Here is a 21,434-nt window from a genome sequence, read left to right on the forward strand (position 1 = left end):
CCCGGCGGCGCCCCGGATTGCGGGCAGGATGGCCCCATGCGGATCGCGATCACCGGCTCGACCGGACTCATCGGCACGGCCCTCGTCCGGAACCTGCGCGCGGACGGCCACGACGTCGTCCGGCTGGTCCGCCGGCCGTCTACGGCGGCCGACGAGGTGACCTGGGACCCCAAGGGGCGACGACTGGATCCGGCCGCCCTGGCCGGCTGCACGGCGGTGGTCCACCTCGCCGGGGCCGGCATCGCCGACCGCCGCTGGACCGCCGCGTACAAGCAGGAGCTGCGCGACAGCCGGGTGCTGGGCACCCGGACGCTGGCCACCGCGCTGGCCGCGATGGACGACCCGCCGCGGGTCTTCGTCTCGGGCAGCGCGATCGGCTACTACGGCGACACCGGGGACCGGCGCACGGACGAGGACGCGCCGGCCGGTACGGGCTTCCTGCCGGAGCTGTGCGTGGCGTGGGAGGACGCCGCGGCCCCCGCCCAGGACGCCGGCGTGCGGACCGTCTTCGCCCGCACCGGTCTGGTCGTGGCAGGCTCCGGGGGCGCCTGGGGGCGGCTCTTCCCGCTGTTCCGGCTGGGGCTGGGCGGCCGGATCGGCGACGGCAGCCAGTACTGGAGCTTCATCTCGCTGCGGGACCACGTCGCGGCGCTCCGCCACGTGCTGGCCACCGAGGGGGTGTCCGGGCCGGTCAACCTCACCGCGCCGGAGCCGGTCACCAACCGCGAGGCGACGGCGGTGATGGGGCACGTGCTGCGCCGCCCCACGCTGTGCACCGTGCCGGCGCCGGCGCTGCGGATCGCCCTCGGGGAGTTCGCCGAGGACGTGCTGGGCAGTCAGCGGATCGTGCCGCGGCGGCTGCTGGACTCCGGTTTCGCGTTCACGGACCCGCGGATCGGCGACGCGGTGCGCGCCGCGCTGGCGTCGTAGGCCGCCGCGGGCCGGGGCGTGGCGCGGGGGCGCTCCGACGCGCCCCCGGGGCGCCCCTGTCGGCCGGGCCGCGGTGCTCCCTACGGTCCTCGGACACACCACTGGCATCCCGGCGGCCCGCACCGGGCAGGAGAACCGTGCGCTGCCGCTGGAACCGACCTCGGGAGGGGCATGTGCTGCGCTCCGCATCGGCCGTCGACGTCGTCATCGTGGGGGCCGGGCCGGCCGGCCTCGCCGCCGCCCGCCACCTGACCTCGGCAGGGCTCGCGGTCACCGTCCTGGAGGCCGCGTCACGGGTCGGCGGGAGGTCCGTCACCGACGAGGTGGACGGCTTCCGCCTGGACCGCTGCGGGCGCCCGCTGGCGGTCTCGCCGGCCGCGCTGCGCCGCACGCCCGGCCTGGGCGAGTTGACGCTGCGTCCGTTCGCGGCCGGGGTGAGCCTGCACAACGGCCAACGGGCGCAGCGCATCAGCCCGCTGCGGTGCACGAGGGGCGCACTCTCCGCGGCGCGCGCCCTCACGCGCGCCGACCGGCGTACGGAACGGTCCGCCGACCGTCCGGTCAGCGACGTGCTGGCCGGTCGCCCGGCGTTCCCGCCGCGCACCCACGACACCTTCCTGCGGCCGCTGTTGGGCGCGCTGCTCTGCGACCCTCGGCTGCACGGCTCCGGCCGGGGCGCCGCGCAGGTGCTGCGGGCCTTCGCGGAGGGGCGACTGGCCCTCCCGGCGGGCGGCGCCTCGGCCGTCCCTGAGCTGCTGGCGGCCGGTCTGCCGCCGGGCACGGTGCGGACGTCCGTGGAGGTCACGGCCGTCGACACCAACGGGGTCAGCACCCGCGAGCACGGGCGGATCCCGTGCCGGGCGGTGCTGGTGGCGACCGGCGCGCGGGACGCCGCCGCACTCCTGCCGGGGCTGCGCCGGCCGGCCTTCCACCCGGTGACCGTGCTGCACCACACCTCCGCCGCCCCCGCCGGCACCCGCGGCGGCCCGGTCCGGGACACCGCCCTGATCCTGCCGACCGAGGGCCCGATCGGCTTCAGCTACCTCGCCGGCGCGATCGACCCGTCCCGCACCCCGCCCGGCCGGTCGCTGGTCACCACCGTCGTCCTGGGCCCGGCCTGCGCGCTGCCGCTGGACGTCCTCGACAAGACCGTCCGGCCGCAGCTGGACCGGATCTACGGGGTGCGGTCCGACGACTGGCAGCTGTTGACCGGCCACCACGACCCGTACGCGGTGCCCGCGATGGCCACCCCGCACGACCCGCAGCGCGCCGTACGGGTGTTGGCCGGGCTCTACGTGTGCGGTGACCACCGCGACACCAGCACCGTGCAGGGCGCGCTGCGCTCCGGCCACCGGGCCGCCCGCGCCCTGCTCCAGGACTTCGGCATCCCGGCCCGCCCGGCGCCGGACGCCGTGCGGGCCGCGGCGTGACGGGCCGGGACGCGTCACCACCGGCCCGTCACCCCAGCGTCGCCACCCGCTCCCGGTAGCCGCGCACAGCCGCCGCGTCCCGGTACGGCTCCAGCCGCCGCTCGAAGTCCCGGACGTACTCGTGGGCGCGGACGGAGCGCATCTCGGACGCCTGGAGGGCCGCCTCGGCGCCGAGCGTGCACGCCTGCTCCAGTTCGCCCAGTCCCAGCCGGGCGGTGGCCAGCACCACCCGGCAGAACAGCCGGCTGCGGGCGAACCCGGCGGCACGCAGCTGCAAGGAGCGCTCGGCGTGCTGGGAGGCGGCGCGGAACTGCTGGAGGTCGCGGTGGCAGTGCGCGAGTTCGTCGGCGAGCTGGGACTCGTCGAAGAACCGTGCCCAGTAGGGGGTGTCGTCCCCGGGGCGGGCGCCCTCCAGGGCCCGTTCGGCGCGGGCCAGTGCGGCCGTGCAGGCCCGGACCTCGCTCAGGACACCGTGCCCGCGGGCCTCGGCGGCGTGCAGCAGCGCCTGCACCGCGGGCGGCACGCTGCTACCGACGCCCTGCTGGGCGACCCGGGCCAGTTGCACGGCCTCCCTGCCGTGCCCCAGATAGACCGCCTGCCGACTCATCGTCACCAGGACGTAGGCGCCGTACCCGCGGTCCCCCGCGGCCTGTGACAGCCGCAGCGCCTGCACGAAGTACCGCTGCGCCAGTCCGTGCGCGGCGATGTCGTACGAGGTCCAGCCGGCCAGTCTGGTCAGGTCGGCGGCGGCCGCGAACAACCGGCGGCCGATCGCCTCCCCGTAGGTGCCCCGGAGCATCGGCTCGGCCTCGTGCTCCAGATAGCGCACCAGGGCCTGGCGGGCGTGGCCGCCGCCGTAGGCGTGGTCCAGGGCGCGGAACAGCTCGCCGACCGAGCGCAGCGCCGCGATGTCGCCGGAGGTGACCCGGCCGCCCTGGGTGCGGTCGACGCGCTCCGTCTGGCGCTGGCGGGGCACCGCCGTCCGGCCACCCTGGACCGGCACCCGCTCGACGGTGTCGACCGGCTGCTCGCCGTGCGCGACGCGTTCGTCGGGGCGGCCGATCAGCCAGTCCCGGCTGGGCACCACCAGCCCGGCCGGGGTGAAGGCGATCTTGCGGAGCTCGGCATGACTGCCGGAGTCCTTGCGCCAGAGCCCGCTGACGATGTCCACCGCCTCGGCGGGGGTCGACGCGAATTCCAGCCCGGCGTACACCGGCGCGCAGGCGTCCAGGCCGAGGTCCTGGGCGGACAGCCGGCGGCCCAGCCGCCGGGTGAAGACCTCCGCGATCAGTGCGGGGGTGGTGCCTCTGGGCTGCTGGCCGCGCAACCAGCGCGTCACCGAGGTCTTGTCGTAACGCAGGTCCAGGCCGTGCTCGATGCCCAGTTGATCAACCCGTCTGGCCAGCCCTGCGTTGGAGAAGCCCGCCTCGGCGATGAGCGCGGCGAGCTGGCGATTGGGCGTGTGGTGCGGGGGTCGTTCCGTCATCAGCTTTACCGGTCTCCTGCCTTCCGGGCCGGGCCGCCGGCCTCGACTGACCCCGTCCGGCGTGCTCTTCGCCCTTGTGGAACGGCGTGAATGTAACGGCCTTCAGCGCCTTTCTCGCGGCTTGCGCCTCGCGTTCATCCGATCGTGTGAGCACGTCACAGGCGCGTCGGGGGCTGCGCGGCGCACCGGCCCCGTGCAGGGGGCGCGCGCGGCGCCCGTACAGTGGCATGGGCGCGATGTGGCATCGCACGTGCTTCGCGTGAGGCATCAAACGTCGCGAAGAGCTGCGACAACAGTTCGAAGAGGAGCTGCCGTGACTGCGATCTCTCGGGGGGAGACCCCCGCACCCGAGGGGCTGCACTTCGTTCATCTGGGCTTCGGGGCGGACGCCGTCGCGTACGAGCCCGCGTGGCAGGAACAGCGCCGCGTCCACGCCGCCCGGTTCGCCGACGAGGTCCCCGACACCTGCCTCCTCCTGGAGCACCAGGAGGTCTACACGGCGGGTCGGCGCACCTCCGACGACGAGCGCCCGTTGGACGGCACCCCGGTCGTCGACGTGGACCGCGGCGGGAAGATCACCTGGCACGGTCCCGGCCAGTTGGTCGGCTACCCCATCCAGAAGCTGCCGCGCCCGGTCGACGTGGTCGCGCACGTCCGCCGGCTGGAGGACGCGCTGATCCGGGTCTGCGCCGAGTTCGGCGTCGAGGGCACCCGGGTCGAGGGCCGCAGCGGCGTGTGGGTCCTGGGGGACCCGGTCGAGCAGCGCCCGGCCCTGGGCGGTCTCCAGCTCGACTTCGACCCGCGGACCACGGACGAGCTGTTCGACCCGCGGCTGAACGGCCCCGAGTACGCGCCGTCCAACGCCGGCCAGCGCCGCGAGGACCGCAAGCTGGCCGCGATCGGCATCCGGGTCGCCAAGGGCGTCACCATGCACGGCTTCGCGCTCAACGTGAACCCGGACACCACCTCGTTCGACAAGATCGTGCCCTGCGGCATCCGGGACGCGGGCGTCGCCTCGCTCTCCGGCGAGCTGGGCCGCGAGGTCACCATCGCCGAGGTCCTGCCGGTGGCCGAGAAGCACCTGCGGGACGTCCTGGAGAACGCCGTCCTCCTGCCCCGCGCGCTCTGAGCGCCGCACCCGCGGCATGACCGCGGGAATGCCGTCCTCCCGTCCGAGGTTGGCCCTGCACCACCCGCACGTGGATATGCGTGCGAATTGACGGGCGTACCCTGGTGTACGCCGAAGAATCGAAGTTGTTAGGGAGCCGACGTGTCCGCAGTCGCACCCGACGGACGCAAGATGCTGCGCCTGGAGGTCCGCAACAGCCAGACCCCCATCGAGCGCAAGCCCGAGTGGATCAAGACCCGGGCGAAAATGGGTCCCGAGTACAACCACCTCCAGGGCCTGGTCAAGAGCGAGGGCCTGCACACGGTCTGCCAGGAGGCGGGGTGTCCCAACATCTTTGAGTGCTGGGAGGACCGCGAGGCGACCTTCCTCATCGGTGGTGACCAGTGCACCCGCCGCTGCGACTTCTGCCAGATCGACACGGGCAAGCCGCAGGAGCTGGACCGCGACGAGCCGCGCCGGGTCGCGGAGTCGGTGCAGACCATGGGTCTGAAGTACGCCACCATCACCGGCGTCGCCCGCGACGACCTGGAGGACGGCGGCGCCTGGCTGTACGCCGAGACCGTGCGCCAGATCCACGCCGCGATGCCCGACACCGGCGTGGAACTGCTGATCCCCGACTTCAACGCGGTCCCGGAGCAGCTCGCCGAGGTCTTCTCCTCCCGCCCCCAGGTGCTGGCGCACAACGTCGAGACGGTGCCGCGGATCTTCAAGCGGATCCGCCCCGGCTTCCGTTACGAGCGGTCGCTGGAGGTCATCACCAAGTCCCGCGAGGCCGGTCTGGTCACCAAGTCCAACCTGATCCTGGGCATGGGCGAGACCCGCGAGGAGATCAGCCAGGCACTCCAGGACCTGCACGACGCGGGCTGCGAGCTGATCACGATCACCCAGTACCTGCGCCCGTCGGTGCGGCACCACCCCATCGAGCGTTGGGTGAAGCCGGCCGAGTTCGTGGAGCTCAAGGAGGAGGCCGACGAGATCGGCTACGCCGGCGTCATGTCCGGCCCGCTGGTCCGCTCCTCCTACCGCGCCGGCCGGCTGTACCAGCAGGCCATCGAGCGGCGCGAGGTCGAGGCGTCCAGTCAGGCGGTTTGACGCGTCCGACGCGCCATCTTGTGAAACGTGGCACATGCTGGAGAGACGCGGCCCGCACTCCCCCAGGTTGGGGGGCGTGGGGGCCGCGTCAACGTTTCATAGGTGTTTGACCGGCAGGTCATCCGTTGGTAACACCCTTCAGTGACGATGGCTGTACGCACCGCTCAACACCTCCCACCCCCGCATCCCCCTGCTCGTTCCGTTCGTCCGAGGGAGACCACCACCATGGAGGCCGCGCCGCTCCGCGCCACCCCCCGCCCCATCCCCTCCGTCACCGGTACCCTGCGCGCCATCGAGGCCGTGCTGCTGCGCAACGGCCAGCGCACCGCCCGCCGCAACGCCTGGACGTCGGTCCTGGAGGACCGCCGGCGCGCCAAGGACCGGTACGACGCCGAGTACGTCCTGGAGGCCGCGGCCACCCGACGCCCGCACGCCACGTAAACTTCGCTGTATGGCGAGGAAGGCAAACGCAACCGGCGCTGGCGGCGCTGAGAACACCGGGCGACTGAAGCAGATCGCCCAGACCTACAAGATGACCCGTCGGGTCGATTCCAAGGTCGGTCTTGTTGTCGCTGGCACAGGAATCGTCGTCTTCGGCGTACTCCTCGCCATCGGCTTCCTGATCGGCCACCCCGTCTACGCGGGCATCCTGGGCTTCGTCCTGGCGTTCCTCGCGATGGCGATCATCTTCGGCCGGCGTGCCGAGCGGGCGGCGTTCGGACAGATGGAGGGCCAGCCCGGCGCGGCGGCCGCCGTCCTGGAGAACGTGGGCCGCGGCTGGACGGTGACCCCCGCCGTCGCGATGAACCGCAGCCAGGACGTGGTGCACCGCGCCGTCGGCAAGGCCGGCATCGTCCTGGTCGGCGAGGGCAACCCGAACCGGCTGCGCGGTCTGCTGGGCGCCGAGAAGAAGCGCATGGCGCGCACCGTCGCCGACTCTCCGGTGCACGACGTGATCATCGGCGAGGGCGAGGGCCAGGTTCCGCTGAAGAAGCTGCGCACCCACCTGCTGAAGCTCCCGCGCGTGCTGCCCGGCCCCCAGGTGACGACGGTCAACGACCGACTGCGCGCGCTCGGCGACCTGATGAGCAACATGCCGGTCCCGAAGGGCCCGATGCCCAAGGGCATGCGCATGCCCAAGGGCGGCGGCAAGACGCGCTGACCCGAACGCCCCACTCGTCCCCGACCGCGCGGAAGTCACCGCCCGGCCGACACCCACAGGAACAGCGTCCGACGCCCCGAGGCTTGGCCTCGGGGCGTCGGACGTTGTTCGGCTGCGGGCGGCCCTGCCGCCAACCGTTTTGCGTTCGGTGCGGAATGTTGCAAGGTTGACGTCATGACAGCGCGTCAAGGCTTCGCAAAAGGGTCTCGGGCTCTTACTCCTTGCGAGTATGAGCAGGCGTACGAGCGGCTTACCGCCGTGGCTCTCCGCTCCGGCGCTCGGCTCGACGCGGACGCCGCCCACGATGCCTTGACCGAAGCCTTGGCCGTCCTCGGCGTGGCGGCCCCGCCCGTTGAGCCCAGGCCGGAAGGCGGGCCCGCCGGACGAACGGCCGGCACGGTGACGTGGCTCCTCGGTACTGATGAGGGTGCCCAGCACGGCGGGTTCGTCCTCGGGCGCCTCTCCGATGGCACCGTCCCCACCTTCACCTCCGGGCACACGCAACATGAGCGTCGGTTCGCCGATGACTCCGCTGCCTACGGTGGCACGTGGATCGGTCCCGAAGACGGTGTCCCGGCAGAGCAGCCCCTGGCCCTTGTCCCTGGATGCACCTGCGGATGGCGCGGCCCTGATCTCCCCTACGATCCCGCGGGCGGACGCTGCGGCAACGGCACGTGCTACGACGGGCAAGCCGTCGAAGCGCACCGGCGGTGGAAGACGCACGCGCAAGCCGCACTGATCGCCGGCGTCCCGCCGCAGCGCCACGGCCGCCCGGCCGCAGTCGCCGCGTCGGCGTGACGGATGCTGCCGGCCTTCCTCGGCCGTCATCCCCACGCTGATCGCACCGTTGTCCCTCACCGACCGGTTGGCCCAGCGCACTGGGCCGCGTCAGTCTTCGGAGGCCGGTGACAGGGCTCTTGGGGTTGGCTCTGGCCGCGATGCCGTGAATGATCTTGTTGCCGACGGCTGTTCCTCAGGCCGTTGGCGCTGCTCTCAGGTCGTTGGAGCTGCCCTCAGCTCTTCGTAGACCGCTTCTGGGTCTTGCTGAGCCAGGTAGTCGAAGTGCCAGTGGAGGACTGGGTCGTTGGTAGCGAGTGAAGCCAGCGCGGAGTCCGCGGGTGCGAGGAGCCTGGGCCCTTTCCACTGCTGTGCGACCACGGCGATCGGGGCATCGGCACTGGTCAGGATCCAGGTGGCCGTGCCCCCGCGATCGGAGCGAGGTAGCCCCTCTTGATGACGGAGGTGACTGCCTCACGAAGCGGCATTGCGTCGGGCAGATCCAGGGTCTCGGTGTGTGGAGCGTCAACGTCGTCGCCCATCGCGACGCTGCCCCTGGTCAGATGCACTCTCATGGCCGGATCCTGAGAAGTGGCGCCAGCGAGCACGCAGAGCGCTGTCGCATCGTCCGCTCTGCGCGCTGACTGGTGCCTGTGCCTGTGCCTGTGCCTGTGCCTGTGCCTGTGCCTGTGCCTGCCGAGTGTGCTGTTCAGCCGGTCTTGGCGACGGTGAGGAGCACCGCTGAGTCCTCGATCGCGTCGAGGCTGTGGCGAGCCGGGGGAATGACGAGCAGATCGCCGGCCCGGCCTTCACAGGAGGCGTCGCCTTCGACGAGCCGCACGTGTCCGCGCAGCACGAGAAGGGTCGCATCGCCGGGGCTTTCGTGCTCGGCGAGGCCGGAACCGGCGGTCAAGGCCAGGACGGTCTGACGCAGTCCGTGCTCCTGGCCGGCGTAGACGGTTGCCGCACTGCGTCCGGAAGTGGCAGCTGCTGCGCGTTCCACATGCTCACGGGCCTGCTCATCCAGGGAAATTGTCTGCATCGTGCCAGTATCCGACACGGCGGACGGCCGTCCGGGGCCGGAGGAGAATGCCGTTGATCACCCTGCCTGGCGGCCGTTCCCGGTGGACGCCCACCGCCCGCACGCCAGAGCCCGCACCGAGTGCTCGTCGGCGGACAACCGCCGTACTGGGATGGGGCGTTGCGTTGGGCGGGAGCTGCCACAGGGCGAGAGAACAGGGGCCTTTCGCCGGCCGCGAATCGGGCTGGGTCGGCCCCTTCCGCCGAGTAGGGAGTGGCGGCCCGCGCCTGGTGGTGGACGGCGGGGCGGGGGTGTGCTGTGGCGAGTGGCGGCGGCTCGACCTGCCGCAGGGCACGCGGCCAGGTGTCGCCGGTCGACCACAGTCGCCAGTGCCTCAGGTGCCGTCTTGCAGGCTGTGCCGCACGGGCGCCGGGCCGTCCCGCTTCGTTCGATTCCGGCAAACCGTCTTATTTTGTGCTCTCATTGGTGGAGGACGACTCAGCTGCCTTGTGCGCACGCCGCCCTCCTGGCGGGGTACCCGAGCACGACGGCCGGCTCACCGCACCTCGGTAGCGATCTCACGGACGAGGGAACCCCGATGCCACGCACTCCGGCCATCGACATCCCGGCCCCCGCCCCGCTGACTGCCCTGACCCTCCAGCAGCCGTGCCCCACCGACGCAACCGCCATGTGGCGCCTCGTACGGGACGCGCGGGACCTGGACACCAACTCCCCCCACTTCTATCGCCTGTGGTGCCGGGACTTCGCCGCCACCTCGGTCGTCGCCCGCGACAAAGCCACCCTTTGCGGCTTCGTCACCGGCTTCACCCGCCCCGCGCAGCCGGACACCCTCTTCATGTGGCAGGCCGCCGTCGCGCCCCGCTGGCAAAACATCGGCCTGGCCCGCCACCTGCTCGACGCCCTCGCCGCCGATCAATATCGCTTCGTCGAATGCACCGTCACCCCCGACAACACGGCGTCCGAGCGTTGCGTGCGTGCCTTCGCCCACAAGCGCGGCGCCCCAGTGCGCCGGCAGCCGCTGTTCAGCGCCGACCACTTCCCCGTACCGGGTCACGCACCCGAGGTGCTGTACCGCGTGGGTCCCCTCACGCGATGACGGCCGGTGCAACTCGTCTACGGCCCGTTTGCCTGGGACGGGATGCGCGTCACGCGCCACCGTGCGACCCCGACCGTGCGACGCGTCATGCCGGGCAGGTGGAGCTGATCAGGTGGTCGACGACGCCGTGGAGGCTGGAGCGTCGGGCGAAGGCCGCCCGCTGCCGGTCGGATCCGTTTCCCTCCGCGAGCAGGCGCGTCCACTGCGTCCGCACGAGGTCGAGGTCACGGTGGTGACGCAATGCCGGAGCGATCAGGGTCAGCAGTCGGTGGACCAGCTCCGTCTGAGGCACGAGCCTGCCGGTGGCCAGGTCGACGCCTTCCCCGGCCAGTCCGTCACGTGCCGCACGCCAGCCGGCCGCGCGCAGCATCTCCGCTGCCGGGCGGGGCGCCGGGACACCCGAACGGACAGCGTGCAGGGCGGTTGCCGCCAGGGCCCGGACAACGGCAGTGAGCAAGATGGTGTCCTCGGGCACCAGCAACGCGTCGCAGACGCGCACCTCCAGGGTGGGCACGTGGTGGGAGGGGCGTACGTCCCAGAACAAGCCGGCTCGATCCGTCACCGCTCCCACCGCGATGAGCCCTTGGACGAGTTCCTCGAAGTGCGCGGAGGACTCGAAGTACGGCGGTGGTCCGGCCACGGGCAAGCGGCCGCAGATCATGGCGCGCCAGCTGGCATATCCCGTGTCCTGGCCGGCCCAGTAGGGCGAGTTCGCCGCCAGCGCACTCAGCGTCGGAAGCCAGGGGCGCAGGTGGTTGCTCACGCCGACGGCTTCGTCCGGATCAGGGATTCCGATGTGGATGTGGCATGCGCAGATGGTCGCCTCGTTGCCCATGAAGCGGTAGGTGGCGATGGTGTGTGCGTAACGGTCGCCGGGGGTGACCTGGAGCGGCGAGGGTTGTGGGAGGACGGGACTGCCGGTGGAGATGAGCCGCAGGCCGTGATCGGCGGCGGCGCGGGCGACGGCGGAGCGCGTGGCGCGCAACTGCTCGGAAGCGTCGACCAGGCAGGTATGCGGGTCGGTACGGATTTCCACCTGGTAGCGCGTGGTCTCGGTACTCACCCGCCCCGCAAGCTCGCGAGCGGCGCGGCGCACGACCTCGGGGCCCAGCGGACACAGGTCCCGGGTTTCGGGATCGACCAGAAGAAGCTCTTCCTCGACGCCGACCGTGATCGGACCCGAAGCGCTGGGGCTGTCGCCCCTGGGGGCTCGGGCTACGTGGCCTTCGCCGCACGGGGCGTCCAGGGGGTGGCTGGTCACGGTCATCACGGTGGCAGAGGACATTCCGGCAGCCTCTGAAAGCCACGCTGTTGTCACGCGGAAGGCCGGGGGGGAATCAGGACGGGGGCCGGCGTACGTCGATCTCTCTGGCCATTCCTCCAGGTCGGTGGCTACACCCGCAGAGCGAACGCAAAAGCCACCTGGGAGAACGCTGCCGAAGGGCCCGATGTCCAAGGCAAGGGCATGCGGATACCCAGGGGCGTGCCGATGACCAACGGCGTGCCGATGACCAACGGCGTGCGGATGCCCAACGGCGTGCGGATGCCCAACGGCGGTGGCAAGGCGCGCTGACCTGGTCGGACAGCGCATCAGGATCGGGACGGCGAGCGGGTCAGATCCGTACCTGCACCGCGCGGCTGAGTCGGTCGTGCAGGCCCCGGCCGTCGCGGTCCCAGATCGCGGCGGGGATGACCAGCACCAGCAGCACCGTGCGCAGCACCACGCGCGGCAGGGTGATCCGGCCGCCGCCCTCGGAGACCACCCGCAGACCGAGCAGCCGCTTGCCGGGGGTGCAGCCGACGGTGCCGACGGTCAGCACGCTGAGCACCGCGAAGACCGCCAGCGCCCAGTTGCTCGCCGACTGCGCCTTGCCGCCGCTGAGCAGCCCGTAGGCGACGAGCAGGCACAGCGCCCAGTCGATGAAGAGCGCGCCGAAGCGGCGGCCGACCCGTGCGACCGAGCCCGGGCCCTCCTCGGGCAGCCCGAGTTGCTGACCCCGGTACCCGAAGTCGACGCCCATGTCCTCGGCTGCCGCCCGGGGGCCGGAGATCCACGATCCGAATGCTTGCCTGTTGTCCACCCGTCCACGGTACTGCGACCGCGTTCGTTCCCCGGGTGGCGGGTTGCCGGGTCCCGGTTTCCGGTGCGTTTCCGCCACGTCCCCCTGCCCGGGGCGGGGCCGGAACCGCGGGGTCGGCCGGAGACAACCGGGGGCGCCCGGGCGCCCCCGGAGCCCCCGGAGGCAGCCGCCGGAACGGCCCGTCGCGGCCCCGTCTCCCGGCCTGTCGAGCCCGCCTCCACCGGCGTCCCCGCGCCCGCCCGGGCGGGCGCACACTGGGGGTGGGCAGACAGCGTGCCGGTTAACCTCGGCGAAACAAATGGGTCATGCTTGGGAAATCCCGCCTGCCTATGGTCGGGCGAGCGCACCACTGCACGAGGTCGCGCTCCGAGTCGCAACCCCGCGTCCGCCGAGCGGTGACCGGGCTAGGAGGAGTTGGATGTTCCAGAACGCCGACGACGCGAAGAAGTTCATCGCGGATGAGGACGTGAAGTTCGTCGACGTCCGTTTCTGCGACCTGCCGGGCGTGATGCAGCACTTCACGATCCCCGCTACGGCGTTCGACCCGGACGAGGAGCTGGCGTTCGACGGTTCGTCGATCCGCGGTTTCCAGGCGATCCACGAGTCCGACATGGCCCTGCGCCCGGACCTGTCGACGGCCCGCGTGGACCCGTTCCGCCAGGAGAAGCACCTCAACATCAACTTCTTCATCCACGACCCGATCACGGGCGAGCAGTACAGCCGCGACCCGCGCAACATCGCCAAGAAGGCCGAGGCGTACCTCGCCTCCACCGGCATCGCGGACACCGCGTTCTTCGGCCCCGAGGCGGAGTTCTACGTCTTCGACTCGGTCCGCTTCGAGACCTCCGCGAACCAGGGCTTCTACCACATCGACTCCGAGGCCGGCGCCTGGAACACCGGTGCTCTGGAGGACAACCGCGGTTACAAGGTCCGTTACAAGGGCGGCTACTTCCCGGCCCCGCCGGTCGACCACTTCGCCGACCTGCGCGCCGAGATCTCCCTGGAGCTGGAGAAGTCCGGCCTGCAGGTCGAGCGCCAGCACCACGAGGTCGGCACCGCCGGCCAGGCCGAGATCAACTACAAGTTCAACACCCTGCTCGCCGCCGCCGACGACTTGATGCTCTTCAAGTACATCGTCAAGAACGTCGCCTGGCGCAACGGCAAGACCGCCACCTTCATGCCCAAGCCGATCTTCGGCGACAACGGCTCCGGCATGCACGTCCACCAGTCCCTGTGGCAGGGCGGCCAGCCGCTCTTCTACGACGAGCAGGGCTACGCGGGCCTCTCGGACACCGCCCGCTACTACATCGGCGGCATCCTCAAGCACGCCCCGTCGCTGCTGGCGTTCACCAACCCCACGGTGAACTCCTACCACCGCCTGGTCCCGGGCTTCGAGGCCCCGGTCAACCTGGTCTACTCGCAGCGCAACCGCTCCGCCGCCATGCGCATCCCGATCACGGGCTCCAACCCGAAGGCCAAGCGCGTCGAGTTCCGCGCCCCGGACCCGTCGTCCAACCCGTACCTCGCCTTCTCGGCCCTCCTCCTCGCCGGCCTCGACGGCGTCAAGAACAAGATCGAGCCGGCCGAGCCGATCGACAAGGACCTCTACGAGCTCGCCCCGGAGGAGCACGCCGGCGTCCCGCAGGTCCCGACCTCGCTCCCCGCGGTCCTCGAGGCCCTCGAAGCGGACAACGAGTACCTCCAGCAGGGCGGCGTCTTCACCTCCGACCTGATCGAGACCTGGATCGACTACAAGCGCACCAACGAGATCGCCCCGATCCAACTCCGCCCGCACCCGCACGAGTTCGAGCTGTACTTCGACCTCTAAGAGGCGGCGCCCGGCGACCTGGGCGCAAGTTTGAAACACCAGCTGTGACCTGCGGAAACTCTTCTCGTGAGTTCTCGTGGGTCACAGCTGTTTTCCACTCCCTTGTGCACCGTGTGTGCACCGCCTGGCCGATTCCCTGATGTGATGTCAGGTCGACCCTCACTGGGTTGGCGGCGCTTCGGGGCCCTTGCAGATCAGCTGACCAGGGCAACGGATGCCCTCGCGCATTGTTGCCTTCTTGGTCTCCAAGTAAGCGGCCGGGTCAGTGACCTGCGGCGATGGCTGCCGCAGGTCACTGACCTGGCCTTTTGCTGATTGCTGGCGACGGGGTCCGACGGTCCTGATCGGGTGTCTTGCGGACTGTGTGCGGACTGCTGGAACTCGGTGCGGATTATTGGGCACCTGGAGGGCGCCCGAGGGGCAAGTCCGCGGAGCGCCGACGGGGCGTGCTCCGCGGAGTCCCGAAACCCGAGACGCGCCCTCCAAGAAGCAGCTACTTCGCAGCCATGCTGCGCCCGCAACAGTGCTTGAACTTACGTCCTGTGCGCATCATGCACGGGCAAGGGCCGTTCCTGCTGGGACGCACCACGGTCAGCGCCACCGTGCCACCGACAGTGTTGCCCGAAGCCATGGCCCGCACCAGGTAGGACAGATCGTCGGCTGCCATTCCCTGCAAGTTTCTACCGACGACGACGATTAGCGATCCGTCGAGCGCTTTGCGAAACCAGCGGGGGAGGAACTTTAGTGGCATGCAATGCAGAATCTCTCCATGCGGTCCGGTGATCGAGAGGTTGTTGTCCTCGAGTCGTGCCAGAACGTCATTGACGCCGAGGATGTCACGCAAGTCCAGCGGTCGACCGTCATTCCAGTCGAACATGGACTGCAGATTAGTGAACCCCTCCTCGAGGTAGTTTTCGAGGATAGCGTCTACAAACTTTCCATCTTTTCGGGACCCCAACCCTCCGTAACAGTCGACGATGATCCCTGCCCGGTCCCCTCCGAACAGGATGCATTCCACCTCGAAGCCGACTTTCGATTCCTGTGGCGCCTCGCCCTTTAGATGGATAACTCTGGAGGCGACACAGTGAGGATGCGCAAGGCGCACCATGAGGGGGTTCATTTCCCGATGGCGCAGAAGAAGCATTTCGGCATCCCCTGTCTCGTCGATCAAGAGGTTGCAGGCAACGCAAGTCTGCCGGGAATTTCCAAGATGGGTGGCGAGTTGTTCGATATCGATTCCGGTAAGTGCTTGGGTTATGGATTCCGAAATCCTGATCTTTCTTCTGTTGGTGATGGTCGTCGAACCGTCGCGTTCGGGATCGGATTTGGCTATCGGTTCATCGCTGGAAGAGCTGAGATGGCTACGGATGGCCTCCAGTACGCGACTGTCGAGTTTGTGCTCGGTGCCCAGAAGCTCGTTTAGCGTAGGTTCTCCGGCGTCAGGTGCTGTGTCCCAGTGCAGCCTTCCGAGCAGCAGAAGTGCATCGCCAGCTTTTGACCAGTTGTCGAGTTTCTGGTGGAGAGTGAAGGCTTCGCGTGCATGTGTGCGAGATTGCTCAGTGTCGCCAAGCGCACGGTGCGAGCGAGCCAGGTTGAGCAGGCAAGACGCACATGTGGTGTCGTCATCGAGCTGTTCGGAGAGGGTTAGGGCCATGTGGAATTCAGTGATCGCTTGGCTGTGGTCACCAACGTCGGCGTAGTGCACACCGACATTGGCGTGCAGGGCTGCTTCGAGTGACCGCATCCCAAACTGCTCGGTCAGAGGGATTAGCTTGGCGATATCGGCAGCCGCTTTTCCCTTCTCTTCGCCTTGAAGTCGGCACACGGCGGCCTGACTCCGGGCGGTGAGCAGTACATGAAGGTCTCTCTGTTCCGCGGCGAGCTCGGCGGCCTTGTTGTATTGATCGAGGGCCTCAGGCCATTTCCTGTTCCGGGCGTGTACATTACCAAGGGCCATCCGGCAGTGCATTACGGCTGACTTGTTGCCGGCCCGCTCGCACTGATCGAGCGCCTTGATGACCGTGGACATGGCTTCCTTGTGGAGGCCCCGGCGCGAGTAGAGGACGGCGAGCGCACGAGATGCCTCAGCCTTGGTACCAGAAGATGCGTCGTCCGACATCACAGAGACAACCGATTCCAGGACCTGTGCGCCCTCCTTCCATCGTCCCGCGACGATGAGCGCTTCTCCGAGCGCCGTCTTTGCCTGGGCCAGGACCTGTTTTGCTTCGGTTTCCTCCAGCAGGGAGACTGCTTCGGTGAGATAGCTGACGGTCGTACCGATCTGACCCAGATGCCATAGATATTCGGCGTTCCTCTGCAGAATCTGAGCGAGAGTGATTGGGCTCCCCACGCTGCGGGCCATATCCCGAGCGTCAGCAAAGTACCTTTCCGCTTCCTCAAGGTGCCCGACGTTGCTGAGGTAGGAGGCCAGGTAGGCCAGGGCTCGCGCGGCGTGCTCATAGTCGCCGATCCCGATGGCGAGATTGACGCATTCCCAGAGGTGCTCCGCCGCTTGATCGATGTCTGCTCGTTCTGCGGCCTGACTGCCGAGACGATATAGGACCCGGACCTGACCCTGAACGTCGGCAGTGTCCCGGTAGATGGCCAGTGCAGTCTCGAGGGGCTGAACAGGAGCTGACTCTGGCCGCTCCTCCGCGGGAGTCTCGGCGAGCTCCAGCAGCGCCCTTGCCTCCAATTCCCGGCTCCCGACGGCGCGTGCCCGTTCAAAGTCCAACAGAGCTTCCTGGGCAGCCTCAGTCATTCTGCCTGTCTTGCGCAGCAATGCCGCGTGCGTTTCTCGGTTCCACAGATCGGCACTGCTGTCGGATTGGGACAGGCTCCTGCTGTTCTGGAGGTACTGCTCGGCTCGTCGGAGCTGCCCGATGGCCTGGTGAGCTTGGCCCAAGTTTCCCAGGGCCTGGGCCAGTACCCGCTTGTCCTCGATGAGCCGCCAGAAGGGCAACCCGCTGCGGAGATACGGGATGGCATCACGGGCCCGCCCGAGGTTGATGAGCAGTGACCCCAGAGCAAGCTGCGCAATATGTAGCTGGTACGGGTCATTGGCCTCGTAGGCGGTCTCGGCGCAGCGCTGGTACAGGTCCACGACCCGTTGGCTGTCGCCGAGATGGCCAGCAACCATAGCCAGGTTGTGCAAGGCCGTTGCTGTCCACTCATACTTGTCTGACCGGTTGCCGGCTTCAAGTACGGACCTGTACACGCGATCGAGATCGTGCCAGTGGCTGCCATGCCGTAGCGATGCCGTGAGATTCGCGGCAAGAAGGACGAGCGGTTCCCACATCTCGTGATGCCGGGCCTTCTCTGTCATGGCTACGGCTCCGGGGCGATCTGCGTTCAGCAGGTGCAGCGCGTCCGCATTGCCTTGCGCGGGTACCTTGGCTTCCTTGTCCACGAAACCGATTGACTCCGTCGCGGACTGCGCCCGAACGGCCAGCATCAGGCAGGTCTGTCGAATCACGGTTTCCCGGCGCTCCGTCGTGGCCGAGGCCGACTTCGGGCGGGCGAAGCGGTGCAGAATTTCGTGGAACACAAACCGGTCCTCGTCGATCTGCTCGATGAGGCTGAGCTCGAACAGCGAGTCCAGTAGCTCCGTCACGGCATCGACCTGGGCGTCGTCGAGTTTGTCTTGGGGCGTGAGCGCAGCAGCAACCACGTCCGGGGTGACCGACATGTGAGGCAGGATCCCGAGAGTGGTGAAGACTTCTGCCTGTTCCGGGCTGAGCGCGGCAAAGCTTCGCTCGATCACGGGCTTCAGCTCGGTCTGACCGGCCCGCAAGGCCTGCAGGCCCCGGTCCGGGCTGGTGATGTCGTCGAGGAACCGGTCGACACTCATCTTGGGGCGACGTGCCAGGAGAGCGGCTGCGATATGCAAGGCGAGGGGATGTCCCGCGCACGCTTGGGCCAGCGTGGAGACCTGTTCGCCGGTCAGTCGAGTTGGTCCGACTACCGCCCTGACCAGCTCTTTGCTGTGCCGCTCTGGCATCGGACCGAGCTCGATGAGGTGAACGAGCCCGGTCAGTCCGCTCAGCTTTGCCCGACTGGTGCACACCATGGCGAAGGGCCCGTTCATCTGGAGGACCTCGAGAAGCGCACCTTCGGAGGCGACGTCGTCGATGAGTAGCAGGACCTTGCTACCGGACAGCGTCGCGCGAAGCACAGCGAGCTGTTGTGCACGGTTTTCAGGCAGTGGTTCGCTGGGGCGCAGCGTGTGCAGAAGCGCCAGCACCAGATCTGCAGGGTCTCCCTCGCCGACAGCTAGGGCGAGGTCAATGTGGAACTGCCCGTCTGGGTAGATATCCGCAACGAGTCGGGAGAGGTGCAACGCCACGGCGCTCTTGCCGATCCCTGGTGGGCCGGTCACCACAACCGCCGCCCCACTCTCGCGATCCGACCTCTCGAGCAGCTTTCGCCCCTCGGCGATCTCCGCCTCGCGTCCGAACAGTTGGCGTAGCTCTCTCGGAAGGCAGTGGATCTCCGACGGCGACGCGGACGCCTCTGGTGGCATCATCACCACCACCTGCTTGGCCTGCACCCCCACCGCTCCAGCACCGGTAATCGCCTGCCCGATGTCCCCGCCTGCGGCAACAGAACCGTCCCCAGATGCAGTTGCCGCCACAGGTGAGGCGGGCTTCTCCGGGTCTTCGCGCCGACGCCTGAACCATGGACTCAAGACGACCCCTGGCCCGTACCGCCGGTGCTGGCGGTACCGATGTCCCCGCCAGCGGCGATGGATCCTCTCCCGGATGCCGTAACCGTCCCGCCGGTAGCAGCTGGCGGCGACGAGGGAGGCGGTGTCGTATTGGGGGCAGTTGGCGCCGTAGAGGTACCGCCGCCCGTCGTTGCCGTGATGATGTTGCCGCCTGCGGCGATCGCCCCGTCACCGGAAGCTGTCGATACAGGGCCGGTGGCCAGCGTCACGGGAGGCTCTTTGAACAGCGCGTACAGCGAGGCGCCTAGCCCTGCCAGTCCAGCGATTGCTCCCACGACACTGGCTGCTTGACCCGCCGTATTCAGATCCGCGAGCAAGGCCACACCGATCAGCCCGCCGGAGACAACAGTCCCGGCCACTATCCCGCACCATGCAATCACTCGTGCTCGCCCCATCATCCCACCATCGTTACCGAACAGGCTCGGCGCGTCTCGCCGTTGCGCGAATTGCCCACCGCTATGCCCCTTCCCTTCCTGTGTAGGGCGGCAGTGGCTGACAAGCCGCGCTGTTGCGTCGCTCAGGTGCTGGACGGTTCTCTACCGCCACCCGTCCAGGGATACCTGGGGTCCGTCGTCGAGGTAGCGGTGCAATGCGCTGGCCGTGGTGTCGACGAACGCCTCTGGGATGGCGTCGGCGTTGACCCAGCGGACCTGGGCGTGCTTGCGCGGTTCGCGGTTTTCCGGCTCGCCAGCCCACTCGTGGGCGACGAAGACGACCGTAAGGAAGCCATTGGGAGCCTCTACGCCCCAGGCGCCGTGGATGATGTGGGCGACCTTGAGGGACTCGGGCTTCACCGTGAGCCCCGTCTCCTCGTGGAGCTCACGGACGGCGGTCTCCGTGACGGGCTCGCCCGGCTCACTCTTTCCGACCGGGAGGTCCCACATGCCCTGGGCGAACTTGGCGTTCTGGCCGCGCTGGAGGAGGACGACGCGATTGGTGGCCTTGTCGTGGACGATGACCGCGGCGACCAGCAGGGTCATCGATTCGAGCGCCGGTTTGAGGGCCGTCGGCTGGGTGTCGGTCTGCTGGGTCACGGGAGTTCCCTTCGGCAGGCGGGTGTCGGGCATGTTAGGCCAGGGCTTCGCGGGCGCGGCGGGCGAGATCTGCGGCGCCCGGCACTTTGCGTCGCTGGTAGACGGCGAGGGTGGAGCGGAGTGAGGTGATCGCTTTGCGGGTGCGGTCGGAGGTCATGCCCTCCATGAGGGTCAGGGCCTGAGACCAGGCGGCGACGGCTTCGTCGGCACGGGCCTGGGCGGCGAGACTGTCGCCGAGATCGGCATGGGTGAGGGCGTGGACGCGCTTGAACTTCGCAGGGTCCCAACGGACGAGCGCGTCCCGGTGCTGCTGCTCGGTGCCGACTTGATCGGCGAGGTCGGTGAGCGTACGAGCCGTGTGGCTTGTGACGGTCCCGGCAGCTGGCCCGCTGACGAGGGAGAAGCTGGGCTGAGGGCCGTCGTCGCGGAGCAGGGCGTCCTCGGCCGAGAGCAGGGCACGGGCCGCTGCGGGTTTCTCGTCGATCGCGGCGAAGGCGCGGGCGTGGGTGATATGGAGCAGCGCCTCGGTCTGGCCGTCCACGTGGCCAAGGCCGCGGGTGAGGGCCCCTTCGACGAGGTCGACGCAGTGGTGGGGCTGTTTGAGGCTGAGGGCCTGGTGGGCGAGGGTGCGCATCATCCAGGCGGCGTGGCCGTGGGGGTCGGCTTCGCAGGCGAGTTCGTAGCCGACCTGGTAGTAGCGCTGGGCGGCGCCTTCTTGGCCGAGGTCGTGGTGTTTCCAGCCTGCCAGGTAGGCGAGTTCGGCTACCGCGCCGAAGGCGGCTCGACGTAAGGCGTCGTTGGGGAAGCGTCCGCGGAGGATGGGGGCTGCGGTGTCGGCGAGGTAGGCGGTGACGGTGGTCAGGCCGTGGCCGCCGCCGAGGCGTTCGTCGGCCGCGCTGAAGGCGGTGGTGATCTGGCGGACGACGTCGACATCCTCCGCGCCGACCAGGGCCGTGCTGGTGCGGGCGCGGAGCATGCGGGCGGTGGCCTCGTGATCGTAGGCGAGTGGCATGGCGACGCCGGCGGTGGTGAAGGCGGCCACGGCGAGGAAACGGCGGCGCTCGACATCGGCGCGGCCGAGGTCGGTGGCAGCGAGGACCGGATCCGATTCAGTCGAGCCTTCGTTGTCGGCTGGGCTCAGGCCGATCTCGGTTTGGGTGATGGTGCGGCCTGCTCGGCGGGAGAGCGCCTCGGCGAGGTACTGGCCAGTGCGGCCGGTGGGTTGGCGGGCGCCGTTCACCCAGTGGGAGATGGCCGACTTGTTGGTCCGGAGGATTTCGCCGTTCTCCGCGGCGACGCGTCGGACGCCCTTGGCCAGGGCGTCATAGGTGCAGCCGATCGCCTCGATGGTGTCGCGCAGGTGGGAGTTGGGTGCTCTCTGCGCTGACATGGCCGCCTCCGTTTCGGGGCTGTAAACCGCGTATACCGCTTCAACTGCCTCTCACCGTACCCACTGTGCGTGACAACGGGTTCACTAGTTATCAAGCCGCCCGGAACGGCGCGACAGTGTTCCAGGCTCTCCCTTTGGACCGGGCGGCTTCCCGAAGTTCCGTACGCCTACACCGGCGTTGGGCACCCCTGTGCCTGAAGCCGGCCGATCAGAGACGGAGACACGGTGACC

Annotated in this window: 15 protein-coding genes; 8 read left to right on the forward strand and 7 right to left on the reverse strand. The window is 69.2% G+C overall.

Annotated elements, in window-relative coordinates; genetic code table 11:
* The first annotated feature begins 36 nt into the window (after positions 1 to 36).
* Positions 37 to 930 (forward strand): TIGR01777 family oxidoreductase, encoded by an 894-nt coding sequence (locus tag ABD385_RS05855; RefSeq protein WP_344573873.1) that lies wholly within the window; start codon positions 37 to 39, stop codon positions 928 to 930.
* Positions 931 to 1,103: 173 nt separating this feature from the next.
* The gene (locus ABD385_RS05860; RefSeq protein ID WP_344573874.1) at positions 1,104 to 2,360 is read left to right on the forward strand and encodes an FAD-dependent oxidoreductase; all 1,257 of its coding nucleotides are present in this window, start codon (positions 1,104 to 1,106) and stop codon (positions 2,358 to 2,360) included.
* Positions 2,361 to 2,388: 28 nt separating this feature from the next.
* Here the strand turns inward: ABD385_RS05860 and ABD385_RS05865 are convergent, their stop codons facing one another.
* Complete coding sequence (locus ABD385_RS05865; RefSeq protein WP_344573875.1) at positions 2,389 to 3,846, reverse strand: NsdA family TPR-like regulatory protein; 1,458 nt, start codon at positions 3,844 to 3,846, stop codon at positions 2,389 to 2,391.
* 313 nt (positions 3,847 to 4,159) lie between these two features.
* Here ABD385_RS05865 and lipB point away from each other — a divergent pair, with 313 nt between their 5' ends.
* The 4 genes from lipB to ABD385_RS05885 all read left to right on the forward strand — a co-directional run bounded on the left by lipB (position 4,160) and on the right by ABD385_RS05885 (position 7,229).
* Positions 4,160 to 4,975, forward strand: a complete 816-nt coding sequence (lipB, locus tag ABD385_RS05870; RefSeq protein ID WP_344573876.1) for a lipoyl(octanoyl) transferase LipB — start codon at positions 4,160 to 4,162, stop codon at positions 4,973 to 4,975.
* Positions 4,976 to 5,116: 141 nt separating this feature from the next.
* Positions 5,117 to 6,067, forward strand: coding sequence for a lipoyl synthase (gene lipA / locus ABD385_RS05875; RefSeq protein WP_016572046.1), 951 nt, complete (start codon positions 5,117 to 5,119; stop codon positions 6,065 to 6,067).
* A 225-nt stretch (positions 6,068 to 6,292) separates the two neighbouring features.
* Positions 6,293 to 6,508, forward strand: coding sequence for an SCO2195 family GlnR-regulated protein (locus tag ABD385_RS05880; protein ID WP_016572047.1), 216 nt, complete (start codon positions 6,293 to 6,295; stop codon positions 6,506 to 6,508).
* Positions 6,509 to 6,518: 10 nt separating this feature from the next.
* On the forward strand, positions 6,519 to 7,229 hold the full coding sequence (locus ABD385_RS05885; protein ID WP_344573877.1) for a DUF4191 domain-containing protein: 711 nt from the start codon (positions 6,519 to 6,521) through the stop codon (positions 7,227 to 7,229).
* Positions 7,230 to 8,715: 1,486 nt separating this feature from the next.
* Here ABD385_RS05885 and ABD385_RS05890 read toward each other — a convergent pair.
* Positions 8,716 to 9,048 carry a cupin domain-containing protein gene (locus ABD385_RS05890; RefSeq protein ID WP_344573878.1) on the reverse strand — a complete coding sequence of 111 codons (333 nt, stop codon included), beginning with the start codon at positions 9,046 to 9,048 and terminating at the stop codon, positions 8,716 to 8,718.
* A gap of 577 nt (positions 9,049 to 9,625) precedes the next feature.
* Between ABD385_RS05890 and ectA the strand changes: the two genes are divergently transcribed.
* On the forward strand, positions 9,626 to 10,144 hold the full coding sequence (ectA, locus tag ABD385_RS05895) for a diaminobutyrate acetyltransferase (protein ID WP_344573879.1): 519 nt from the start codon (positions 9,626 to 9,628) through the stop codon (positions 10,142 to 10,144).
* Positions 10,145 to 10,229: 85 nt separating this feature from the next.
* Here the strand turns inward: ectA and ABD385_RS05900 are convergent, their stop codons facing one another.
* Positions 10,230 to 11,429, reverse strand: coding sequence for a carboxylate-amine ligase (locus ABD385_RS05900; protein ID WP_344573880.1), 1,200 nt, complete (start codon positions 11,427 to 11,429; stop codon positions 10,230 to 10,232).
* 328 nt (positions 11,430 to 11,757) lie between these two features.
* Complete coding sequence (locus ABD385_RS05905) at positions 11,758 to 12,225, reverse strand: RDD family protein (protein WP_344573881.1); 468 nt, start codon at positions 12,223 to 12,225, stop codon at positions 11,758 to 11,760.
* Positions 12,226 to 12,643: 418 nt separating this feature from the next.
* On the opposite strand from ABD385_RS05905, the gene glnA reads away from it, so the two are divergent.
* Positions 12,644 to 14,053 carry a type I glutamate--ammonia ligase gene (gene glnA, locus ABD385_RS05910; protein ID WP_016572050.1) on the forward strand — a complete coding sequence of 470 codons (1,410 nt, stop codon included), beginning with the start codon at positions 12,644 to 12,646 and terminating at the stop codon, positions 14,051 to 14,053.
* Positions 14,054 to 14,546: 493 nt separating this feature from the next.
* On the opposite strand, the gene ABD385_RS05915 is transcribed toward glnA, so the two are convergent.
* From ABD385_RS05915 to ABD385_RS05925, 3 genes are all read right to left on the reverse strand, one after another.
* The gene (locus ABD385_RS05915; RefSeq protein WP_344573882.1) at positions 14,547 to 18,602 is read right to left on the reverse strand and encodes a tetratricopeptide repeat protein; all 4,056 of its coding nucleotides are present in this window, start codon (positions 18,600 to 18,602) and stop codon (positions 14,547 to 14,549) included.
* A 713-nt stretch (positions 18,603 to 19,315) separates the two neighbouring features.
* The gene (locus ABD385_RS05920) at positions 19,316 to 19,846 is read right to left on the reverse strand and encodes an NUDIX domain-containing protein (protein WP_344573883.1); all 531 of its coding nucleotides are present in this window, start codon (positions 19,844 to 19,846) and stop codon (positions 19,316 to 19,318) included.
* Position 19,847: 1 nt separating this feature from the next.
* Entirely contained in the window at positions 19,848 to 21,203 is a 1,356-nt protein-coding gene (locus ABD385_RS05925) for an NsdA family TPR-like regulatory protein (protein WP_344573884.1), read from the reverse strand.
* Positions 21,204 to 21,434: the final 231 nt, after the last annotated feature.

Origin of the sequence: Streptomyces lunalinharesii, assembly GCF_039532155.1 — a bacterium.
GTDB classification, from domain to species: Bacteria; Actinomycetota; Actinomycetes; order Streptomycetales; family Streptomycetaceae; genus Streptomyces; species Streptomyces lunalinharesii.

Coding starts and splice junctions, on each gene's coding strand:
- ectA (WP_344573879.1), top strand. CDS start 9,626: ATGCCACGCACTCCGGCCATCGACATCCCGGCCCCCGCCCCGCTGACT.
- glnA (WP_016572050.1), top strand. CDS start 12,644: ATGTTCCAGAACGCCGACGACGCGAAGAAGTTCATCGCGGATGAGGAC.
- ABD385_RS05865 (WP_344573875.1), bottom strand. CDS start 3,846: ATGACGGAACGACCCCCGCACCACACGCCCAATCGCCAGCTCGCCGCG.
- ABD385_RS05890 (WP_344573878.1), bottom strand. CDS start 9,048: ATGCAGACAATTTCCCTGGATGAGCAGGCCCGTGAGCATGTGGAACGC.
- ABD385_RS05920 (WP_344573883.1), bottom strand. CDS start 19,846: ATGCCCGACACCCGCCTGCCGAAGGGAACTCCCGTGACCCAGCAGACC.
- ABD385_RS05925 (WP_344573884.1), bottom strand. CDS start 21,203: ATGTCAGCGCAGAGAGCACCCAACTCCCACCTGCGCGACACCATCGAG.
- ABD385_RS05900 (WP_344573880.1), bottom strand. CDS start 11,429: ATGTCCTCTGCCACCGTGATGACCGTGACCAGCCACCCCCTGGACGCC.
- ABD385_RS05855 (WP_344573873.1), top strand. CDS start 37: ATGCGGATCGCGATCACCGGCTCGACCGGACTCATCGGCACGGCCCTC.
- ABD385_RS05880 (WP_016572047.1), top strand. CDS start 6,293: ATGGAGGCCGCGCCGCTCCGCGCCACCCCCCGCCCCATCCCCTCCGTC.
- ABD385_RS05885 (WP_344573877.1), top strand. CDS start 6,519: ATGGCGAGGAAGGCAAACGCAACCGGCGCTGGCGGCGCTGAGAACACC.